General features: G+C 65.7%; 15 protein-coding genes. 14 read left to right on the plus strand and 1 reads right to left on the minus strand.

Annotated features, from left to right (window positions below; translation table 11 throughout):
• Positions 1 to 10: 10 nt before the first annotated feature.
• Entirely contained in the window at positions 11 to 817 is an 807-nt protein-coding gene (gene hpaH, locus AC5V87_RS13055; RefSeq protein ID WP_495371212.1) for a 2-oxo-hept-4-ene-1,7-dioate hydratase, read from the minus strand.
• A 110-nt stretch (positions 818 to 927) separates the two neighbouring features.
• Here hpaH and hpaR point away from each other — a divergent pair, with 110 nt between their 5' ends.
• The 14 genes from hpaR (at position 928) to AC5V87_RS13125 (ending at position 19,979) form a co-directional block, all read left to right on the plus strand.
• Positions 928 to 1,446, plus strand: a complete 519-nt coding sequence (hpaR, locus tag AC5V87_RS13060; protein WP_456839703.1) for a homoprotocatechuate degradation operon regulator HpaR — start codon at positions 928 to 930, stop codon at positions 1,444 to 1,446.
• A gap of 270 nt (positions 1,447 to 1,716) precedes the next feature.
• Positions 1,717 to 2,493, plus strand: coding sequence for an HpcH/HpaI aldolase family protein (locus AC5V87_RS13065; RefSeq protein ID WP_495371214.1), 777 nt, complete (start codon positions 1,717 to 1,719; stop codon positions 2,491 to 2,493).
• A gap of 201 nt (positions 2,494 to 2,694) precedes the next feature.
• Positions 2,695 to 4,218, plus strand: coding sequence for a UxaA family hydrolase (locus AC5V87_RS13070; protein ID WP_495371215.1), 1,524 nt, complete (start codon positions 2,695 to 2,697; stop codon positions 4,216 to 4,218).
• A gap of 185 nt (positions 4,219 to 4,403) precedes the next feature.
• Complete coding sequence (locus AC5V87_RS13075) at positions 4,404 to 4,925, plus strand: PAS domain-containing protein (protein ID WP_495371217.1); 522 nt, start codon at positions 4,404 to 4,406, stop codon at positions 4,923 to 4,925.
• On the plus strand, positions 4,903 to 6,207 hold the full coding sequence (locus AC5V87_RS13080; protein WP_456839699.1) for a methyl-accepting chemotaxis protein: 1,305 nt from the start codon (positions 4,903 to 4,905) through the stop codon (positions 6,205 to 6,207). Before AC5V87_RS13075 ends, AC5V87_RS13080 begins: the two co-directional genes overlap by 23 nt.
• 260 nt (positions 6,208 to 6,467) lie before the next feature.
• Complete coding sequence (locus AC5V87_RS13085; protein WP_495371218.1) at positions 6,468 to 9,737, plus strand: transglutaminase family protein; 3,270 nt, start codon at positions 6,468 to 6,470, stop codon at positions 9,735 to 9,737.
• Positions 9,738 to 9,764: 27 nt separating this feature from the next.
• The gene (locus AC5V87_RS13090; protein ID WP_495371219.1) at positions 9,765 to 12,287 is read left to right on the plus strand and encodes a circularly permuted type 2 ATP-grasp protein; all 2,523 of its coding nucleotides are present in this window, start codon (positions 9,765 to 9,767) and stop codon (positions 12,285 to 12,287) included.
• A complete protein-coding gene (locus AC5V87_RS13095) occupies positions 12,284 to 13,162 on the plus strand; it encodes a transglutaminase family protein (protein WP_495371220.1) in 879 nt (292 codons plus the stop codon). Before AC5V87_RS13090 ends, AC5V87_RS13095 begins: the two co-directional genes overlap by 4 nt.
• 226 nt (positions 13,163 to 13,388) lie before the next feature.
• On the plus strand, positions 13,389 to 14,216 hold the full coding sequence (locus AC5V87_RS13100; RefSeq protein WP_456839695.1) for a metal-dependent phosphohydrolase: 828 nt from the start codon (positions 13,389 to 13,391) through the stop codon (positions 14,214 to 14,216).
• 111 nt (positions 14,217 to 14,327) lie between these two features.
• Positions 14,328 to 14,954 (plus strand): GTP cyclohydrolase I FolE, encoded by a 627-nt coding sequence (gene folE, locus AC5V87_RS13105; protein ID WP_495371221.1) that lies wholly within the window; start codon positions 14,328 to 14,330, stop codon positions 14,952 to 14,954.
• 31 nt (positions 14,955 to 14,985) lie between these two features.
• Positions 14,986 to 16,509, plus strand: a complete 1,524-nt coding sequence (locus AC5V87_RS13110) for an FAD-dependent oxidoreductase (protein WP_456839693.1) — start codon at positions 14,986 to 14,988, stop codon at positions 16,507 to 16,509.
• A gap of 128 nt (positions 16,510 to 16,637) precedes the next feature.
• Positions 16,638 to 17,213 carry an HdeD family acid-resistance protein gene (locus AC5V87_RS13115; RefSeq protein ID WP_456839692.1) on the plus strand — a complete coding sequence of 192 codons (576 nt, stop codon included), beginning with the start codon at positions 16,638 to 16,640 and terminating at the stop codon, positions 17,211 to 17,213.
• A gap of 206 nt (positions 17,214 to 17,419) precedes the next feature.
• Complete coding sequence (locus tag AC5V87_RS13120; RefSeq protein WP_495371222.1) at positions 17,420 to 18,631, plus strand: ABC transporter substrate-binding protein; 1,212 nt, start codon at positions 17,420 to 17,422, stop codon at positions 18,629 to 18,631.
• 133 nt (positions 18,632 to 18,764) lie between these two features.
• Positions 18,765 to 19,979, plus strand: coding sequence for an acyl-CoA dehydrogenase family protein (locus AC5V87_RS13125; protein WP_495371223.1), 1,215 nt, complete (start codon positions 18,765 to 18,767; stop codon positions 19,977 to 19,979).
• Positions 19,980 to 20,126: the final 147 nt, after the last annotated feature.

Consider the following 20,126-nt stretch of genomic DNA (forward strand, 5'->3'; position numbering starts at 1 on the left):
TTTTCATCTCTCAGGCGAAGTAGCAGCTCACCGAGCCGTAGGCGCCATAATCGGCTTGAATTGTGTCGCCCTTGCGAGTTTCGATCGGGCGGATGAAGGAGCCGGCGAGCACGACCTGTCCTGGCTCCAGCGCAAGGCCAAGCGGCGCGATCTTGTTGGCGAGCCAGGCAACAGCGGTCGCGGGATGATTGAGCACGCCGGCGGCAAGCCCCGTCTCTTCCAGCTGGCCGTTCTTGAAGCACAGCGCGCCGATCCAGCGCAGGTCCGCGTCGAGCGGACGGATCGGCCGGCCGCCGAGCACGATGCCAGCATTCGCCGCGTTGTCGGCGATCGTGTCGAAAATCTTGCGCGTCGCCTTGGTCTCGGGATCGACGCGCTCGATCCGCGTGTCCAAAATCTCCAGCGCCGGCACCACGAAGTCGGTGGCGTTGAGCACGTCGAACATCGTGCAATTGGGCCCAGCGAGCCGCTTGCTCATGATGAAAGCAAGCTCGGCCTCCACGCGCGTCGCGATGAAGCGCTCGGTCGGAACGATCCCGCCATCGGCGAAGAACATGTCGTCGAGCAGCACGCCGGAATCCGGCTCGTCGATATTGAGTGCGCTCTGCATCGCCTTCGAGGTCAGGCCGATCTTGTGGCCTTTGACGATGCGCCCCTCCGCGATCTTGACGTCGACCCAGGCCTTCTGAATGGCGCAGGCGTCGGCGATGGTGATCTCCGGAAAATCCTGCGAGAGCTGCCGGATCTGCCTGCGGGTCTTCTCCGCCTGGTGCAGACGGCGCGCGCAAGCTTGGATATCGTCGTTGGAAAGCGCCATTTGTGATCTTACAAATCGTGGTGTCCGGAGATACTTAACATGTTAAGTGAATGCGTCAAACGGATTCTTGCTTTGCTGCACTGCAAACTTTTGCGGGCTGAAAGGGTGCCATGACGAAGCGACCCGGCGATCCGGCCAATGGTGGTGCGCCTGCCGCACGGCAGGTGCCGATGCGCGACTTTTCGCGCTCGCTGCCGATGTCGCTGCTCAGGGCGCGCGAGGCCGTGATGCGGCAGTTTCGCCCCTCGCTGCGGGAGCACGGCCTCACCGAACAGCAATGGCGCATCCTGCGCGCGCTCGCGGCCATCGAGGCGGTCGAGGTCACGGAACTCGCGCGCACCGCGTTCCTGCTCGGACCGAGCCTGTCGCGCATCCTGCGCGACCTCGAGGCGCGCCATCTGATCGAGCGCAAGACCGCGAAGAATGACCAGCGCCGCAGCATGGTCTCGATATCGAAGGAGGGCGTGAAGCTGATGGCCTCGGTGGCGCCGACCTCGGAGGCGATCTACGCCGAGATCACGCGCCGCTTCGGCGCCCGCAAGCTCGCCGAATTGCAGGACATGCTCGGCGAGCTCGAACAGAGTCTGGCAGGGCTCGGTGCCGGCGATGAGGCAAGTGCCGAGGAGTGAAAGCTGATATGCGCCGGCGCGCGACGACAGCCATGGACATGGCCGCGCTTTTTCGCTCAAAGTGCCGCCCAAGCCGATCGCGCGAAATTCGGCGCCGGAACGGATAACGCCGCCCCTGCCAAGGCACCTTGCGTCATCGCGAGCGTAGCGCGGCGATCCAGTTCGCGGTAATAACGGCGCCGCCCTGTCGCGGCGCTCGTCATGGTGACGACGGTCCAAGCAACGACGGTCTAAGCAACGACGGTCCAAACAACAAAGAAGGAAGGCAACGTGGCGAATAAAGTCAAAGAGATCTGGAAGTCGGGCAAGGCCGTCGTCAATGCGTGGCTCGCGATACCGTCCGGCTTCTCGGCCGAGATGATCGCGCAGTGCGGCTTCGACAGCGTCACCGTCGACATGCAGCACGGCGTGCAGGATTACCTGTCGATGGTGCAGTGCTTCCAGGCGATGGACAAGCATCCGGTCACCCCGATGGTCCGCGTGCCCTGGAACGAGCCTGGCATCATCGGCAAGGTGCTCGACGGCGGCGCCTATGGCGTGATCTGCCCGATGGTCAACACGCCGCAGGAAGCCAGGAACCTCGTCTCGTATGCGAAATATCCGCCGCAGGGCGTCCGCTCCAACGGCCCGATCCGCGCCGGCATGTACGGCACCGCGGGCTCCTATCAGAAGACGGCGAATGCGGACACTGTGCTGCTGCCGATGATGGAGACGAAGACCGCGGTCGAGAACATGGAAGCGATCCTTGACGTGGAGGGCATCGACGGCGTCTATATCGGCCCGTCCGATCTCGGCTTCTCCTACGGTCTCGAGCCCAAGCTCGACCGCACCGAGCCGGAGATCCTCGCGATCTACGAGAAGATCATCAAGGAATGCGCCAAGCGCAACCTCAACCCGGGCATCCATTGCAGCGGCGCCGAAGGCGCGTCGCGCGCCATCAACATGGGTTTCAAGCTGGTGACGCTGTCGAACGAGGTCGGCCTGATGACGACCTACGCCAAGATGCAGGTCAATGCGACCCGCAAGGAGTCGGGCGGCAAGGCGTAGGCACTCTCGTGTCCCGGACGCGGCGCAGCACGCAGTGATGCGCCGCAGAGCCGGGACCAGAAGCCAGTGAAGCACATGCGTGACAACTGGGCCCCGGATCTGCAGCGCATCGCCATAGCGCGTCGAAGATGTGCGTAAACGCGCTAATGGCGCTGCTCAGCGTCCGGGGCACGATATTTTTCAAGACCCAAGGAGATACCCATGACCATCAGCCCCGTCATCCGCCTGCATCCCGATGATGGCGTGCTGATCGCACGCGCCAGCCTGCCGCCGGGAACGGTGGTCGCCGACGGCGTCACCACCGTCGAGCGCATTCCCTCCGGCCACAAGGTCGCGATCAAGCCGATCGCCGTGGGCGAGCCGGTGATCCGCTACGGCCAGATCATCGGCTTCGCGACCATTCCGATCGCGCCGGGCCAGCACGTGCATACGCAGAATTGCGGCATGGGTGATTTCGCCAAGGACTATGCCTATTGCGCCGACGTCAAGCCGACGCCGAACTTCGACCTGCCGGCGACCTTCGAAGGCATCCGCCGGCCGGACGGCCGCGTCGCCACGCGCAACTTTATCGGCATCCTCACCTCGGTGAATTGCAGCGCGCATGTCGCAAGCCTCGTCGCCGATGTCTTCAAGAGGAATCCCTTCACCGGCGACAATCCGCTCTCTGACTTCCCCAATGTCGACGGCGTGGTCGCGCTGACCCACAAGACCGGCTGCGGCATGACGCAGAACGAGCCCTTGGCGCTGCTGCGCCGTACGCTGGGCGGCTATGCGCGGCACGTCAATTTCTCCCACGTCATCGTGCTCGGCCTCGGCTGCGAGGTGAACCAGATCGGCGGGCTCATGGAAGAGCAGAAGCTCGCTGGCCGCCTGCGCGCGATGGACATCCAGGAGGTCGGCGGCACCCGCAAGACGGTCGAAGCCGGCATCGCCTTCGTGCGCGAAGCGCTGGCTGACGCCAACAAGGTCAAGCGCGAGACGGTGCCGGCAAGCGAGCTCACCGTGGCGCTGCAATGCGGCGGCTCGGATGGCTATTCCGGCGTGTCGGCCAATCCGGCGCTGGGTGCTGCGAGCGATCTCATCGTGCGCCACGGCGGCACCGTGATCCTGTCGGAGACGCCGGAGACCTACGGCGCCGAGCATCTGCTCACGCGCCGTGCGGTGAGCCGCGAGGTTGGCGAGAAGCTGGTCGACCTGATGCGCTGGTGGGACGAATACACCGAGCGCGAAGGCGCGGAGATGAATGCCAATCCGAGCCCTGGCAACAAGGCCGGCGGCCTCACCACCATCCTGGAGAAATCGCTCGGCGCGATGGCGAAGGCCGGAACCACCAACCTCGTCGAGGTGCTGCGCTACGCCGAGCCCGTCACCAAGAAGGGCTTTGTCTTCATGGACACGCCCGGCTACGACCCTGTCGCTGCGACCGGCCAGGTCGCCGGCGGAGCCAACCTCGTCTGCTTCACCACCGGCCGCGGCAGCGTGTTCGGCTGCAAGCCCGCGCCGTCGATCAAGCTCGCCACCAACACCCCCATGTACAAGCGCATGGAAGAGGACATGGACGTCAATTGCGGCACCATCCTCGAAGGCGAGGAGAGCGTCCAGGAATGCGGTCAGCGCATTTTCGATCTCATCCTCAAGACCGCCTCGGGCCAGCCGACCAAGAGCGAGAGCTTCGATTTCGGCGGCGCCGAGTTCGCGCCCTGGGTGCTTGGGGCGACGATGTAACGGTGCTGATGCACCTCGCGGCCGGAATGACGGCACGAACAGCGGACACCTACGTAGTCATACGTAGGTGTCATGTGATCGAAGCAGTTCCCGCGGTCACTCGGGATTAATGTTTCGCACCGTAATCGTGAGGTGATGCGGGCGACTCCTTCGAGGGCGCTGCCCTTCGACAGGATTCGTCAACGATGACGCGTGCGATACGGCCGACCGGCGTGGAAAATCTCCTCGGTGAGGAGGAGCTGATCGTCTCCAAGACCGATCTCAAGGGCCGCATCACCTACGCCAACGACGTCTTCGTCCGTATGTCGAAATACAGTTGCGCGGAGCTGATGGGCGCGCCCCACAGTATCATCCGTCATCCTGACATGCCGCGCGCCGTTTTCAAGCTGCTCTGGGACACGCTCCAGGCGAAGCAGGAAATCTTCGCCTATGTCGTCAATCTGGCCAAGGATGGCAGCCATGATTGGGTGCTCGCCCACGTCACCCCGACCTTCGACGAACGCGGCAACATCGTCGGCTATCACTCCAACCGGCGCAAGCCCGATCCGGCGCAGATCGAGCGCATCAAGCCGATCTATAAGACGCTGTGCGCGGAAGAGGCGCGGCACGCCAATGCCAGGGACGGCATGCATGCGAGCTTTGATGCGATGGTCGGATTACTGAGGCAACAGGGTGTGGGTTACGATGAATTTGTGCTCTCTCTCTAAGGCGCAGGGAGCGACCGCGCTCGCGTGTGTTCTTGTCGTCGTTGTGTTCGGACTCTCGCTTTTCGGTTTGGCTGGAATCTCCGGAGCGGTGTTGCTCGGCGCGACGGTCGTGCTGCTCGGTTATGCGGTTTGGTGTCAGCATCGCACCGCGGCGGCCGTCGATGAGGTCGCCGATATCTGTCGCAAGGCCTCGCATGGCGACCTCGAAACGCGCATCCTGAGCGACCGCCAGGCCGGGCGGATCGGGTCGATCCAGAAATCGGTCAACGACATGCTCGACATCACGGATGCCTTCCTGCGCGAGGCCTCGGCATCGATGGACTATGCCAGCCGCGGCAAGCATTTCCGCAAGATCCTGGCGCGCGGCCTGCCCGGTTCGTTCCGCCGTTCGGCCGTCGTCATCAACTCCGGCACCCACAGCCTTGGCCGTCGCGTGGTGGAAATCGCCGATCTCGCAAAGCAGTTCGGCACGCATCTCGACGGCGTCGCCGGCACGCTGATGGGCGCTGCGACCGACCTCGAATCCGACGCGCACCAGATGGCGGCGGCGGCCGAGAAGACCAGCCGGCAGACCTCCGGCGTGCTCAGTGCGTCCGACCAGGCCTCGCGCAATGTCGCGACCGTCGCCAGCGCGGCGGGGCAGCTGGCATCCTCGATTGCCGATATCAGCCGCCAGGTGACCGGCTCGACCGCGAGCACGGGGCGCGCCGTCAACGAGGCCAACCGCGCCGGCAGCGAGATCCGCGCGCTTGCGGACGCTGCGATGCGGATCGGCGACGTCGTCAAGCTGATCAGCGAGATCGCCTCGCAGACCAATCTCCTCGCGCTCAATGCCACCATCGAGGCGGCGCGCGCAGGCGAGGCCGGCCGCGGCTTCGCGGTGGTGGCTTCCGAGGTCAAGAGCCTCGCCAATCAGACTGCGAAGGCGACCGAAGAGATCAGCGCCAAGGTCGGCGAGATGCAGCAATCGACCACCAATTCGGTCGCGGCCGTCGAGGCGATCGCGCAGACCATCGCCGAGATCAACGGCATCGCCGCCGCGATCGCGACCTCGATCGAGCAGCAAGGCCTCGCCACCCGCGAGATCGCCCGCAACGTCCAGGAAGCATCTGCCGGCACCTCGCAGGTGTCCTCCAACGTGACCGGCATCAGCGAAGCGGCCGCCGACACCGGCCGCGTCGCCGGCCGCGTCAACAGCGCCTCCGAACGTGTCCACGGCGAAGTCGAAACGCTCCGCCGCGAGGTGACGCACTTCCTGCAGCGGCTGACATCGGCGGCGTAACGTTTCCCCAAATGAGGGCGTCATGCCCGGGGCTTGTCCCGGGCATCCACGTTCTTGGGGACCGCAAACGAAGATCGTGGATGGCCGGGACAAGCCTGGCCATGACGCTGTGGAAGCGTTGGACCGCCAACCCTTCGCGTCTTAGGCGACTTCCTTTGGTCGGCCCGCACCTTGCATAGGCAGCCTCTGCCCGTTGTTAATGCTTGATCGCGATCACTTGCGGTGTTCTGCTCAAAAAAGCTGCTGGAGCACCACACCCCGTGTCGATCTACGTCGCATTACACCACGTCACGCATTACAAATACGACCGCCCGATCGATCTCGGACCGCAGACCATCCGGCTGCGGCCGGCGCCGCATACGCGCACGCCGGTCCTGAGCTATTCGCTCAAGGTCACGCCATCCAATCATTTCGTGAACTGGCAGCAGGACCCGCAGGGCAACTGGCTCGCGCGCTATGTCTTTCCCGAGAAGACCACCGAGCTGAAGTTCGAGGTCGACTTCACGGCACAGATGACCGTGGTCAACCCGTTCGACTTCTTCGTCGAACCCTATGCCGACAGCTTTCCGTTCGAGTATCCGAAGGACCTGAAGACGGAGCTGGCGCCCTATCTCGAGACCATCAAGCCCGATCGCCTGTTCGCGAAATATCTCGACACGATCCCGCATGAAGCCCCGAACACGGTCAACTTCCTGGTCGAGCTCAATCGCGAGCTCCAGAAGAAGATCCGCTACATCATTCGCATGGAGCCGGGCGTGCAGACGCCGGAGGAAACGCTCGCCTCCGGTGCCGGCTCATGCCGCGACTCCGCCTGGCTGCTGATCCAGACCCTGCGCCATCTCGGCCTCGCCGCGCGCTTCGTCTCGGGCTATCTGATCCAGATCCGTCCCGACATCGACCCGATCGAGGGCCCGCCGGAAGTCGAGAACGATTTCACCGATCTGCACGCCTGGGCCGAGGTCTATCTGCCGGGCGCAGGCTGGATCGGATTCGACGCAACTTCGGGCATGCTGGCGGGCGAGGGGCACATCCCCGTGGCCGCCACGCCGCATTATCGTTCGGCGGCGCCGATCTCCGGCGGTGCCGGCTTTGCCGAGGTCGAGTTCAGCTTCGACATGAGCGTGAAGCGCATTCGCGAAGCGCCGCGCATCACAAAGCCGTTCTCGGATGAATCCTGGGCGCGGCTGAACGATCTCGGCGAGCAGGTCGACGGCGATCTCGTTGCCCAGGACGTGCGGCTCACCATGGGCGGCGAGCCGACCTTCGTCTCGGTCGATGATCTCGAGGCGGGAGAGTGGAATACGGACGCCGTCGGCCCGACCAAGCGCACGCTCGCCGACGAGCTGATCCGTCGCCTGCGCACGCGCTTTGCGCCGGGCGGCCTTCTGCACTACGGCCAGGGCAAATGGTATCCGGGCGAGAGCCTGCCACGCTGGGCCTTCGGCCTCTATTGGCGCAAGGACGGCGTGCCGATCTGGAAGAACGCCGACCTCATCGCCAAGATCGAGAACCCGCGGCGGCCCGAGGTCAGGGACGCCGAGGCCTTCATGGAGGGCACGGCCGCTCGCCTTGGCCTCGATCTCGGCTACATCATGCCGGCCTATGAGGATCCGGCCTATTGGCTTCAGAAGGAAGCCGAGCTTCCGATCAATGTCGATCCGTCCGATTCCAAATTGTCCGACCCGGAAGCGCGCGCCCGCATGGCCCGGGTGTTCGACCAGGGCCTGACCACGCCGCGCGGATTCGTGCTGCCGATCCAGCGCTGGAATGCGCCGCCGCGCTGGCGCAGCGAGCGCTGGCCGCTCCGCCGCAATCACCTGTTCCTGTCGCCGGGCGATTCGCCGCTCGGCCTGCGCCTGCCGATCGGTTCGCTCGGCTACGTCCCGCCCGACCAATATCCCTACATCGTCGAGCAGGATCCGATGGAGCCGCGCGGCAAGCTCCCGGTGTTCACCCGCATGGCGCGCCCGGCGTCGCCGCCGCGGACGGCGCCTGAGCAGCTGAACACCGCGATTCCCGTGCGCACCGCCATGGCGGTGGAAATCCGCGATGGCGTGATCTGCGCCTTCATGCCGCCGGTCGAGCGCATCGAGGATTATCTCGAGCTGATCTCCGCGCTCGAGGCTACCGCCGAGGAGATGCAGCTTGCCGTCCATGTCGAGGGCTATCCGCCGCCGTTCGATCCGCGCATCGAGGTGATCAAGGTAACGCCCGACCCCGGCGTCATCGAGATCAACGTCCAGCCGGCGAAGAGCTGGCGCGACGCGGTCGAGATCACCTCCGGTCTCTATGAGGATGCCGGCAAGGTGCGGCTCGGCGCCAACCGTTTCCTGGTCGACGGCCGCCACACCGGCACTGGCGGCGGTAATCACGTCGTGGTCGGCGGCTCGAGCCCGCAGGATTCGCCGTTCCTGCGCCGGCCGGATCTGCTCAAGAGCCTCGTGCTGTATTGGCAGCGGCATCCATCGCTGTCCTATTTCTTCTCCGGGCTGTTCATCGGCCCGACCAGCCAGGCGCCGCGCATCGACGAAGCCCGTCACGACAGCATCTACGAGCTCGAGATCGCGCTCTCGCACGTGCCGCCGCCGGGCTACCAGACGCCGCTGTGGCTGGTCGACCGGCTGTTCCGGCATCTGCTGGTCGACATCACCGGCAACACCCACCGCGCCGAGATTTGCATCGACAAGCTCTATTCGCCGGAAGGGCCGACCGGCCGCCTCGGCCTCGTCGAATTCCGCGCGCTCGAAATGCCGCCCGATCCGCGCATGTCGCTGGCGCAGCAACTGTTGATCCGCGCGCTGATCGCAAAATTCTGGCGCGAGCCGCAACAGGGAAAATTCGTGCGCTGGGGCACCGCGCTGCACGATCGCTTCATGCTGCCTCACTTCATCTGGGAGGATTTCCTTGATGTGCTTTCTGAGTTGAAGCAATCAGGCTATCCCTTTGAGCCGGAATGGTATCTGGCTCAGCTCGAATTCCGCTTCCCCGCCTTCGGCCGCGTCCATCATGGCGGCGTCACGCTGGAATTGCGCCAGGCGCTGGAGCCCTGGCACGTGCTTGGCGAGGAAGGCTCCGCCGGCGGCACGGTGCGCTATGTGGATTCGTCGGTTGAACGGCTTCAAGTGAAGGCTGAAGGTTTTGTCGAAGGCCGCCACGTCGTCAGCTGTAACGGCCGCCGCCTGCCCATGACGGCGACCGGCCGCTCGGGCGAGTCCGTGGCCGGCGTCCGCTTCAAGGCCTGGCAGCCGGCCTCCGGCCTGCACCCGACCATTCCGGTGCACGCGCCCCTGACCTTCGATCTGATCGACACCTGGAACGGCCGCTCGCTCGGCGGCTGCGTCTACCACGTCGCCCATCCCGGCGGGCGCAACTACGACACCAAGCCGGTCAACACCTATGAGGCCGAGGCGCGGCGGCTGGCGCGCTTCCAGGACCACGGCCATACCCCGGGCCCGATGCAGCCGCCGCCCGAGGAACGCACAAATGAGTTTCCGCTGACCCTCGACTTGCGGACCCCGCTTCTGCAATGAGTATGATGGTGGGGCAGGGAGAGGCGGATGGCCGAGGGCGCAGCCGAGGACGACAGAGCGGGGCAGGCGCAAGGCCAACGTGAAGGCCAGCGCCGTCTCGCCCAATGGGTCCGCGACTACAGCCGTCTGCCCGGCATCCCCGACGAGTTTCTGGGGCCCGATGGCGCCCCCCGCGCGGTATGGAGCCGCTTCTTCGATGCCTTCAGCGCGCTGGCGCCCGACGAGGCTGAACGGCGCTTCGCCATGGCCGACCGTCACTTGCGCGAGGCCGGGGTCACTTACCGCGCACCCGGCGACAGCGCCGACCGGCCCTGGTCGCTCAGCCACCTGCCGCTGCTGATCGACGAGGCCGACTGGCAGCAGCTCTCCGCCGGCATCACCCAGCGCGCCGAGCTTCTGGAGCTCGTGCTGCGCGACATCTATGGCGAGGGTCGGCTGGTCGCGGAGGGAGTGCTGCCGGCGGCCGCGATCGCCGGCAGTCCGGAATATCTCCGGCCCGTCTGCGGCGTGCCGCCGCCGGGCGGGCGCTATCTCTCGCTCTACGCCGCCGACGTCGGGCGCGGGCCCGACGGCCGCTGGTGGGTGCTCGGCGACCGCACCCAGGCGCCGTCGGGCGCCGGCTATGCGCTGGAGAACCGCCTGGTGCAGTCGCGCGCCTTCTCCGATCTCTACAAGTCGATGAACGTGCCGCGCGTCGCCCCGTTCTTCGAGGCGTTCCGCGATAGTCTTCGCGCGCGCGCCGATCGCGACGAGCCGCGTATTGGCGTGCTGACCCCGGGCAGCTTCAGCGAGACCTATTTCGAGCATGCCACGCTGGCGCGTTATCTCGGCTTCCTGCTGGTCGAGGGCGACGATCTCGCCGTCAGCGACAACCGCGTCCACATCCGCACCGTCGCCGGTCTCAAGCGGCTCGATGTGCTGCTGCGCCGGGTCGATTCCAACTCGCTCGATCCGCTCGAGCTCGATGCATCCTCGCATCTCGGCGTCCCCGGCCTCATCGACGTGCTGCGCAAGGACGGCGTCGTGGTCGCCAACATGCCGGGCTCGGGCGTCCTGGAGGCGAGGGCGCTGCTTGGCTTCCTGCCGGCGCTGAGCCGCCGCCTGCTCGGCGAGGAGCTGAAGATGCCGCACATCGCGACCTGGTGGTGCGGCCAGCGCAACGCGCGCGACGAGGTGCTGTCGCGCCTCGACGAGGTCGCGATCGAGGGCGCCTACCGCCGCGGCGTGCCCGGCTTCGAGAGCAAAGGCCCGGTGCTCGCGAGCGAGCTCGACGCAAGCGGGCGCCAGCGCCTGGTCGACGCCATCAGCGCGCGCGGCATGGACTATGTCGGCCAGGAGGTGGTGCGGCTCTCGACCATGCCGGTGTGGGAGCAGGGCCAGCTCACGCCGCGCCCGTTTGTGCTGCGCGTGTTCGCGGCCGCAACCCCGGACGGCTGGGCGATCATGCCGGGCGGCTTCTGCCGGATCGCCGAGCAGGCCGATGCCCGCGCGGTGTCGATGGGCGACGGCGCGCGCGCGGCCGACGTCTGGGTCGTCTCCGAGAAGAAGGTCTCGACCGCGACGCTGCTGCCGGCGACCGACAAGGTGCGCATTCGCCGCATCGCCGGCGTCTTGCCGAGCCGCGCCGCCGACAATCTGTTCTGGCTTGGCCGCTATCTTGAACGCGCCGAGGCGACGCTGCGCCTCGTGCGCGCGCTGGGCTCGCCGAGCGGGCCCAACAAGGGCACCGCGGCTTCAATGCAATCGGCCGACCGCATCCAGCGCCTGCTGGTGGCCTGGGGTGCGATCTCGCAGGCCTCGCGCGCGGCGCCAGGGCGCATCGTCGCCGAGGCCTTGCAGAGCACCGAGTGTTTCGGCTCGGCGCTGTCGCTGGTGCGCGCGGCCCAGCGCACCGCGACCTCCTTGCGCGAGCGGCTGTCGCCCGATGCCTGGCAGGTCATCACCGAGATGGCCGAGCGTCTCGCTATCGAGGTCGAGGACGACGACGACGTGCTGAGCGCGGCCGAGCTCACCTTGCAGGAGCTCGCGAGCTTTGCCGGCCTTGCGCAGGAGAACATGAACCGCGCCGCCGGCTGGCGCTTCCTCGACATTGGCCGCCGCGCCGAGCGCGCCATCAACACCACGCGCTTTGCACGTCAATTTGCATATGACGAGGCGGGCGACGAGGATCTCGACATCCTGCTGACACTGGTGGATTCCCAGATCACCTATCGCTCGCGCTATCTGCTGGCCCCGATCCTCGCGCCGGTGCGCGACCTCGCTGTGCTCGATCCCTACAATCCGCGGTCGGTCGCGTTCCAGGTCGCGACCTTGAACGAGCACATCGCGGCGCTGCCGAGCCTGAAGGAGCACGGCCTGATCGAGCAGCCGCAGCGGCTTGCGGTCGCCGTGCAGGCGATGCTCGCCACCGCGGAAGCCGAGAAGCTCGAGGTCAAGACCCTGTTCGGACTGGAGCAGGACCTGCTCAGCCTCGCCGAGGCGGTCGGGCTCCACTACTTCCCGCACGGCCCCAATGCCAGCCGGCCGGAAAAGCTGACGGGGCTGGCGTGATCTACGACATCCGTCACGTCACCACCTACGAATATGAAAGCCCGGTGAGCTTCGCCCGCTGCACGCTGCGGCTGGAGCCGCGAAGCGGTGGCGGCCAGGAGCTGATCTCGCACGGCGCCGAGATCCGTCCGCGTCCCTCCGAGCGCAATATCCGCCGCGATTTCTTCGGCACGCTGACCGAGAGCATCGTGATCGAGGCCGCGCACCGCAACTTGCGGATCGATTCACGTTCGCGTGTCTCCGTCGAGCGGCGGCCGCCGGCGCGCGATGCATCGAGCCCGCCTTGGGAGAGCGTTCGCGACATCGCCTTCGAAGCAACCAGCCTCGGGCCGTCCTCGCCGGTCGGCTATGTCTTTGCGAGCCCCCTGGTGCCGGTGCTGCGCCCGGTCAGCGCCTATGCTGCGACGAGCTTTGCGCCCGGCACCGGCATCCTCGCCGGCGCGGTCGAGCTGATGCACCGCATCCGCACCGAATTCCGCTACGATCCCAAGGCCACCGCGATCTCGACGCCGCTCAACGAGGTCTTCGAGAAGCGCCACGGCGTCTGTCAGGATTTCGCCCATGTGATGATCGCAGGGCTGCGCGGGCTCGGCCTGCCGACGGCCTATGTCAGCGGTTATTTGCGCACCATTCCGCCGCCGGGCCAGCCGCGCCTGCAGGGCGCCGACGCCACTCATGCCTGGGTGTCGCTGTGGTGCGGGGCGGAGCTTGGCTGGGTCGATCTCGATCCGACCAACGATTTGCTGGTCGCCAATGACCATATCGTGCTCGCGGTCGGCCGCGACTTCTCCGACGTCTCCCCTGTCGACGGCATCATCGTCGGCTCGCCAAAACAGAAGCTCGGCGTCGCCGTCGACGTGCTGCTGGTGGAGTGAATGCCGTGTTCTCGCTGCGGTCGCCCGGGCGTGCCGATCCGTTGCCGCAACCCCGATGTCGCACAGCACAACGGTAACATATTTCCCTCATCGCGTTCCGCGGGGGTTTGGTCACTTGGCCCGAGATGGGCTATGCTGGTCGTCGCGTCGAGGACGAGGATGAAACGTCGGGAGTTGGCGTGGGACACCACCGGCAAGCGGGGCTGCATCAAACGGGGCTGCATCCATGATGACGTTACCGAGGCTGGCGGCCGAAACCCTGGAGAAGATGCTGGGCTCGTTCATGCGCCGCAGGTACGACGAGTCCTATGCCCGGGTGGTGGAGGCCTCGACCCGCACCGCGATGGAATGCATCGGCAACAGCGATGCGCTCTATCACAATATCGAGCATACGATGCTGGTGACGCTGGCCGCCCAGGCGATCATGTTTGGCCGCAATCTGCATGCGCACATCGATGCCGAGGACTACATCCATGTCCTCATCGCCTGCCTTGCCCACGATATCGGCTATGTTCGTGGGTTGTTTCCGGAAGATGACGAGGACGGTTTCGTGATCGACGAGGCCGGCACCAAAGTGTCGCTGCCGCGCGGCGCATCGGATGCCAGTCTGATGATGTATCATGTTGACCGCTCCAAACTTTTCGTGAGGCGGCGGCTCCCGCCGATCCGCGGTCTCGACAGTGAGCGCGTCGCCCGCGCCATCGAGGGCACCCGCTTCCCGGCCCGCGAGGGGCAGGAGTATGACCACGAGGCCTCGATCCTCCGAGCCGCCGATTTCATCGGCCAGCTCGGCGATCCCAACTATCTGCGCAAAGCCAACGCGCTGTATTACGAGTTCGAGGAGGTCGGCATCAACCGCCAGCTCGGCTACGACTCGCCCGCCGACATCGTGAACCGCTATCCGCAATTCTACTGGAACAGCGTCGCACCGCACATTCAGACCGAGATCGGCTATCTCAACAAGACCGAGATCGGCCGGCAGTGGATCGCCAACCTCTACAGCAACGTGTTCCGCGCCGAGCGCGACATCTCGCTCTCCGGGCCGCAGAAGTAGCGGCGCGCTCGTCTCCGCGATTTTTCCCTTCTTTCGGGAACCTTTTCCAACCGCCGCCGTCCAAGCTGTGGGGCCGCTTCTGTCTGCGGCTCGTTGCAGGGGAGGCTTTGAATGACGTCACAAGCGCGCAGGCTGGAACGGGTTGCGGTGGCGCGGGCGCCGAGCGAGCGGCCGGACAGGGCGGAGGTCGAGCAGGCGGTCCGGACCATGATCCGCTGGGCCGGCGATGATCCGGCGCGCGACGGCCTGCGCGAGACGCCGGACCGCGTCGCGCGCGCTTTCGAGGAGTATTTTTCCGGCTATGCGCAGGACCCGAGCGAAATCCTGCAAAAGACTTTCGAGGAGATCGAGGGCTATGACGAGATGATCGTGCTGCGCGGCGTTCGCTTCGAGAGCCATTGCGAGCATCACATGGCGCCGATCGTCGGCCGCGCCTGGGTCGCCTACATCCCGAAGGGGCGCGTCGTCGGCATCAGCAAGCTTGCGCGCGTCGTCGACATCTACGCAAAACGTCTCCAGATCCAGGAGAAGATGACCGCGCAGATCGCCAACACGATCAACGACGTGCTGAGGCCCGAAGGCGTTGGCGTCATCATCAAGGCGACGCACCACTGCATGACCACGCGCGGCGCGCACAAGCCCGGGACCGATCTCGTCACCAGCCGCATGTTGGGTGTGTTCCGCGACAATGCGCTGACGCGGCAGGAGCTGCTGGGGCTCGCCAATTCGGACGATTGATCCGCAAGGAGACGGTGCCAGGGAGACGGACATGACCGAGGACAACAAGCCGAGTGGACCCGACCTCACCAATGGCGTGTCGCTGACCGAGTTCAAGGACGGCAAATTACTCGGCCATGTCGGCGAAGAGGATGTCCTCCTGGTACAAGCCGGCGGCGAGATTTTTGCGATCGAGCCGGCTTGCAGCCATTACCACGGTCCGCTCGCGGAAGGCCTCGTGGTCGACGACACCATCCGCTGTCCCTGGCATCACGCCTGCTTCTCCTTGCGCACGGGCGAGGCCACGCGCCCGCCGGCGCTGAATGCGCTGGCGGTCTGGGACGTCGCGCGCGACGGCGACAGGATCGTCGTTCAGCGCAAGCGTGAGGCCCCCAAACCGTCGGCAGCTCATCGCAGCGCCCCGACGCCGGAAAGATTCATCATCGTCGGCGGCGGTGCGGCGGGCTTCGCAGCGGCCGAGACGCTCCGGCGCGAGGGCTTTGCCGGCGCGATCACCATGCTCAGCAATGACGGCGCGATGCCGGTCGACCGTCCCAATCTCTCCAAGGACTATCTCGCCGGCAATGCGCCGGAGGACTGGCTGCCACTGCGCGGCGAGGACTATTATCAGGACGCCGACATCGACCTCAGGCTCAACACCAACGTCTCGGCGGTCGATCCGAAGGCGCGCAGCGTGACACTGGGCAATGGCGACAAGCTCCCGTTCGACCGGTTGCTGCTCGCCACCGGCGCCGAACCGGTCAGGCTCCAGGTCCCCGGCGCGGACCAGCCGCACGTTCACACCCTGCGCTCCGTCGCCGACAGCCGTGCCATCATCAAGGCGGCGGGCAGCGCCAAGCGTGCGCTGGTGATCGGCGCCAGCTTCATCGGCCTCGAGGTCGCGGCGTCACTGCGTGCGCGCAAGATCGAGGTGCATGTGGTCGCGCCCGAGGAACGGCCGATGCAAAAGGTGCTCGGCGCCGAGATGGGTGATTTCGTCCGGTCGCTGCACGAGGAGAACGGCGTCAACTTCCATCTCAAGGACACCGTCGAGAAGCTCGACGGGACCCGCGCCACACTGAAGAGCGGTGCCGTGATCGAGGCCGATCTCGTCGTGGTCGGCATCGGCGTCAAGCCGCGTCTGGCGCTGGCCGAGCAGGCCGGCCTTGCCGCCGATCGCGGCGTCAGCGTCAGCGAATTTTTGGAGACAAGTATCGCCGGCATTTTCGCCGCCGGCGACATCGCGCGCTGGCCCGATCCGCATGCGCGGCAAACCATCCGCGTCGAGCATTGGGTGGTGGCCGAGCGCCAGGGCCAGACCGCGGCGCGCAACATGCTCGGCAAGCGCGAGCGCTTCGAGGCCGTGCCGTTCTTCTGGAGCCAGCACTACGACGTGCCGATCAACTATGTCGGCCATGCCGAAAGCTTCGAGGACATCGCGATCGACGGCAGCATTTCCGGCAAGGACTGTGTTTTGAAGTACCGCAAGGGCGGCCGTGTCCTCGCCGTTGCTTCAATTTATCGCGACCTCGACAATCTCAAGGCCGAACTCGAGATGGAGCGCTCGCGCGCCTGATCCGCCGTCGTCGATCTTGATTTGCGTCAATGTTGCTGCCGCTGAGGGCTGCTCTGCTGGCTGTCGCCCCGGCGCGGCGCGTGCTATCCTGGCGTGTGCCTCCGGGCTTGCATGCAGGAGTGGCCGCCATGACAAGTGCTTCGGATACGACTCATCCTTCAAGCCTCGGCTCGGGCATCACGGCGCTTCACGCCAAATGGGGCTGGATCGTCGCCCTCGGCGTCGTCTATCTCATTGCCGGCTTCATCGCGCTCGGCAGCATGGTGATGGCGACGGTCGCGAGCGTGATCGTGGTCGGCGCCATGATGATCGTCGCGGGCGCAACCGAGATCATCGGCGCGTTCCAGATGAAGAGCTGGGGCAGGTTCCTGATCTGGGCCTTGCTCGGCGTGCTCTACGTCATCGCCGGCTTCCTCACCTTCGAGAATCCGCTGTTCGCGGCAGTCCTGCTGACGCTTTTCCTCGGCGTATCGCTGATCGCCTCCGGCGCGGTCAGGCTGTTCCTCGCCTTCAGCATGAAGCGCGAGAGCCCGTGGGTGTGGGTGGCGCTCTCGGCCGCCATCACGCTGCTGCTTGGCCTCCTGATCGTGGCGCGCTGGCCGGTGAACAGCGTCTACATCCTCGGCCTGTTCCTCGGCATCGACCTGATCATGGCCGGGGCCGGCTGGATCAGCCTCGGCTTCAGCCTGAAGCGTCGCGGGTAGAGCCGGATAAGGCTTGGCTCACTCGATGCGTGCCTGACGCTCGGATCACCTCTCCCCGATGGGGAGAGGTGAAGCGGAGACTCGTGCGCCGGCGTACCAGCAACTCGACGCAAGACCATCTTGCGGAACTCCGCTGAGCTGACGTGCTGACGAGAAGGAGCGCGCCGCGTGTCGTCTCGTGCGGCGATGATCATCGGGGAGAAGCCATGAAAGCCGCTTTGGCCCTGGCCGCAGCGCTGGCTGCCGCCTGCCTGTCCACGCCCGTGTTCGCGCAGAAGTCCTACGGTCCCGGTGTCAGCGACACCGAGATCAAGATCGGCAACACCATGCCCTACAGCGGCCCGGCATCGCCGCTCGGCATCACCGGCCGGGTGATCTCCGCCTATTTCGACGAGGTCAACGAGAAGGGCGGGGTCAACGGCCGCAAGCTCAACCTGATCTCGCTCGACGACGCGTTTTCGCCGCCGAAGACCATGGAGGCCGCGCGGCGCCTCGTGGAAGGCGACGGCGTCGCCTTCATCTTCGCGACCATGGGCACCGCGCCGAGCTCGGCGATCGCGAAATATCTCAACAGCAACAAGGTACCGCAGATCTTCCTGATCAGCTCGGCCTCGAAATGGAACGATCCCGCCAACATGCCGTGGTCGATGGCGCTGCCCTGGGCGCCGAACTATACCAGCGAGGCCGCGATCGACGTCGCCTATGCCCGCGCCAAGAACCCGAACGCGCGCTTTGCGGTGCTCTACCAGAACGACGACGCCGGCAAGGAATATTTCCGCGGCGTCAAGGAGGCGCTCGGCGCCGACGCCGACAAGGCGATCGCGATGGCGTCGAGCTTCGAAGTCACCGATCCCACCGTCGATTCCCAGGTGCTGACGCTCGCCAACACCAAGGCCGACGTCTTCATGATCTATTCGGTGACGCCGCGCGCCTGCGCGCAGGCGATCCGCAAGGCGCATGAGGTCGGCTGGCAGCCGACGCGCTTCCTCGCGAGCGGCTGCGCCAACAAGGCGACGGTGATGACGCCCGCCGGCCTCGATGCCGGCAAAGGGGTGCTGTCGCTCGGCTCGCTGAAACCGTTCCTCGAGCAGCCGAAGGACGATCCGGCGATGACGGCCTATATCGAGTTCATGAAGAAGCGCCTGCCCAATGCCGACATCAACAATGTCGCTGGCCTCTACGGCTACACTGTTGCCGAGGCGCTGGTGGTGCTGCTCAAGCAATGCAAGGACAATCTGACGCGCGAGAACATCATGGCGCAGGCGGCCAATCTGAAGAACGTGCCGCTGTCGCTGCTGATGCCCGGCATCACTCTCAACACCACGCCGCAGGATTTCCGCCCGATCAAGGACGGCTACATGCTCCAGTTCGACGGCAACGACTGGGTGGTGGCGAGCGAGCTGCTGCGCGGGACGTGAGGCGCGATACATCTACGGCGTCATGGCCGGGCTTGTCCCGGCCATCCACGTCTTGCTCCTGGCACAAAAGAACGTGGATGCCCGGGACAAGCACGGGCATGACGACCTCAAATGTCGCGGACAGGAGACCACCATGGACTTTCAACACTCCGCCCGTTCGCTGGAGCTGCAGGAGCGCGTCCGCCAGTTCATGCGAACGCACGTCGAGCCGGTCGAGGAGCTCTATTACGAGCAGGTGAAGCCGGAGGCCGCGCGCTACAAGACGCCCCCCGTGCTGCAGGATCTGAAGCGGCTGGCGCGCGAGCAGGGGCTCTGGAACCTGTTTCTGTCGGGAGAGCACGGTCCGGGTCTCTCCAACCTCGAATATGCGCCGGTGAAGGAGATCCTGGGCCGCATCCTCTGGGCGCCCGAGGTGTTCAACTGCTCGGCGCCCGATGTCGGCAACATGGAGGTGCTTAGCCATTACGGCACCAAGGCGCAGCAGGAGCGCTGGCTGAAGCCCCTAGTTGAGGGGCGCATCCGCTCCGGCTTCTCGATGACGGAGCCGCAGGTCGCCTCCAGCGACGCCACCAACATCCAGTGCGAGATTAAACGCGACGGCGCCGACTACGTCATCAACGGCCGCAAATGGTTCACCTCGGGCGCGATGAACGAGGACTGCGAGATCCTGATCGTGATGGGAAAGACTGCCCCTGATGATCCCGACCGCCATCGCCAGCAATCCATGATCCTGGTGCCCCGGAACACCCCCGGCGTCCACATCGTCCGCGACATGCTCACTTTCGGCTACGACGATGCGCCGGTCGGTCATCCCGAGATCGTCTATGAGAATGTCCGCGTACCCGCCGAGAACATGCTGCTCGGCGAGGGCCGCGGCTTCGAGATCGCGCAGGGGCGGCTCGGCCCCGGCCGCATCCATCATTGCATGCGGCTGATCGGCTGCGCCCAGCGTGCCCTGGAATTGATGTGCCGGCGCTCCGTGTCGCGGGTCGCCTTCGGCAAGCCGCTCGCTGAGCAGGGCTCGGTGCGCGAGGACGTCGCGCACTCCTTCTGCGAGATCGCGCAGGCGCGGCTCTTAACGCTGCAGGCCGCCGACAAGATGGACCGCGAAGGCAACAAGGCCGCGCGCGATTTGATCGCCGCGGCCAAGATTGTGGTGCCCAGCATGGCCGCCCGCGTCATCGACCGCGCCATCCAGATCCACGGCGCCGCCGGCGTGTCGCAGGATACGTTCCTCGCGCGCGCCTATGTCTACGCCCGCTTCATCCGCATCGGCGACGGGCCGGATCAGGTGCACCTTGCCGCGGTCGGCAAGGAGCTGATCAAGCGCGGCGGGGTGATGGGATAATTCGCGAGAAGCTAACTAAAGCCCGATAAGTTTGGTTGACTCGGTATGCGCTCAGAATTCAGTTCACCTCTCCCCAACGGGAGAGGTGAACCACCGACAGCCCGCCGAACCGAGTTTCATCATGCTCTCGCCCCCCGGCGCGACGCA

The organism is Bradyrhizobium sp. SOJA106, assembly GCF_059448745.1.

Bases quoted from the DNA above. Each gene is read 5' to 3' on its own strand.
- hpaH (WP_495371212.1), bottom strand. From the start codon at position 817: ATGGCGCTTTCCAACGACGATATCCAAGCTTGCGCGCGCCGTCTGCAC.
- hpaR (WP_456839703.1), top strand. From the start codon at position 928: ATGACGAAGCGACCCGGCGATCCGGCCAATGGTGGTGCGCCTGCCGCA.
- AC5V87_RS13070 (WP_495371215.1), top strand. From the start codon at position 2,695: ATGACCATCAGCCCCGTCATCCGCCTGCATCCCGATGATGGCGTGCTG.
- AC5V87_RS13075 (WP_495371217.1), top strand. From the start codon at position 4,404: ATGACGCGTGCGATACGGCCGACCGGCGTGGAAAATCTCCTCGGTGAG.
- AC5V87_RS13080 (WP_456839699.1), top strand. From the start codon at position 4,903: ATGAATTTGTGCTCTCTCTCTAAGGCGCAGGGAGCGACCGCGCTCGCG.
- AC5V87_RS13090 (WP_495371219.1), top strand. From the start codon at position 9,765: ATGGCCGAGGGCGCAGCCGAGGACGACAGAGCGGGGCAGGCGCAAGGC.
- AC5V87_RS13100 (WP_456839695.1), top strand. From the start codon at position 13,389: ATGATGACGTTACCGAGGCTGGCGGCCGAAACCCTGGAGAAGATGCTG.
- folE (WP_495371221.1), top strand. From the start codon at position 14,328: ATGACGTCACAAGCGCGCAGGCTGGAACGGGTTGCGGTGGCGCGGGCG.
- AC5V87_RS13110 (WP_456839693.1), top strand. From the start codon at position 14,986: ATGACCGAGGACAACAAGCCGAGTGGACCCGACCTCACCAATGGCGTG.
- AC5V87_RS13115 (WP_456839692.1), top strand. From the start codon at position 16,638: ATGACAAGTGCTTCGGATACGACTCATCCTTCAAGCCTCGGCTCGGGC.
- AC5V87_RS13120 (WP_495371222.1), top strand. From the start codon at position 17,420: ATGAAAGCCGCTTTGGCCCTGGCCGCAGCGCTGGCTGCCGCCTGCCTG.
- AC5V87_RS13125 (WP_495371223.1), top strand. From the start codon at position 18,765: ATGGACTTTCAACACTCCGCCCGTTCGCTGGAGCTGCAGGAGCGCGTC.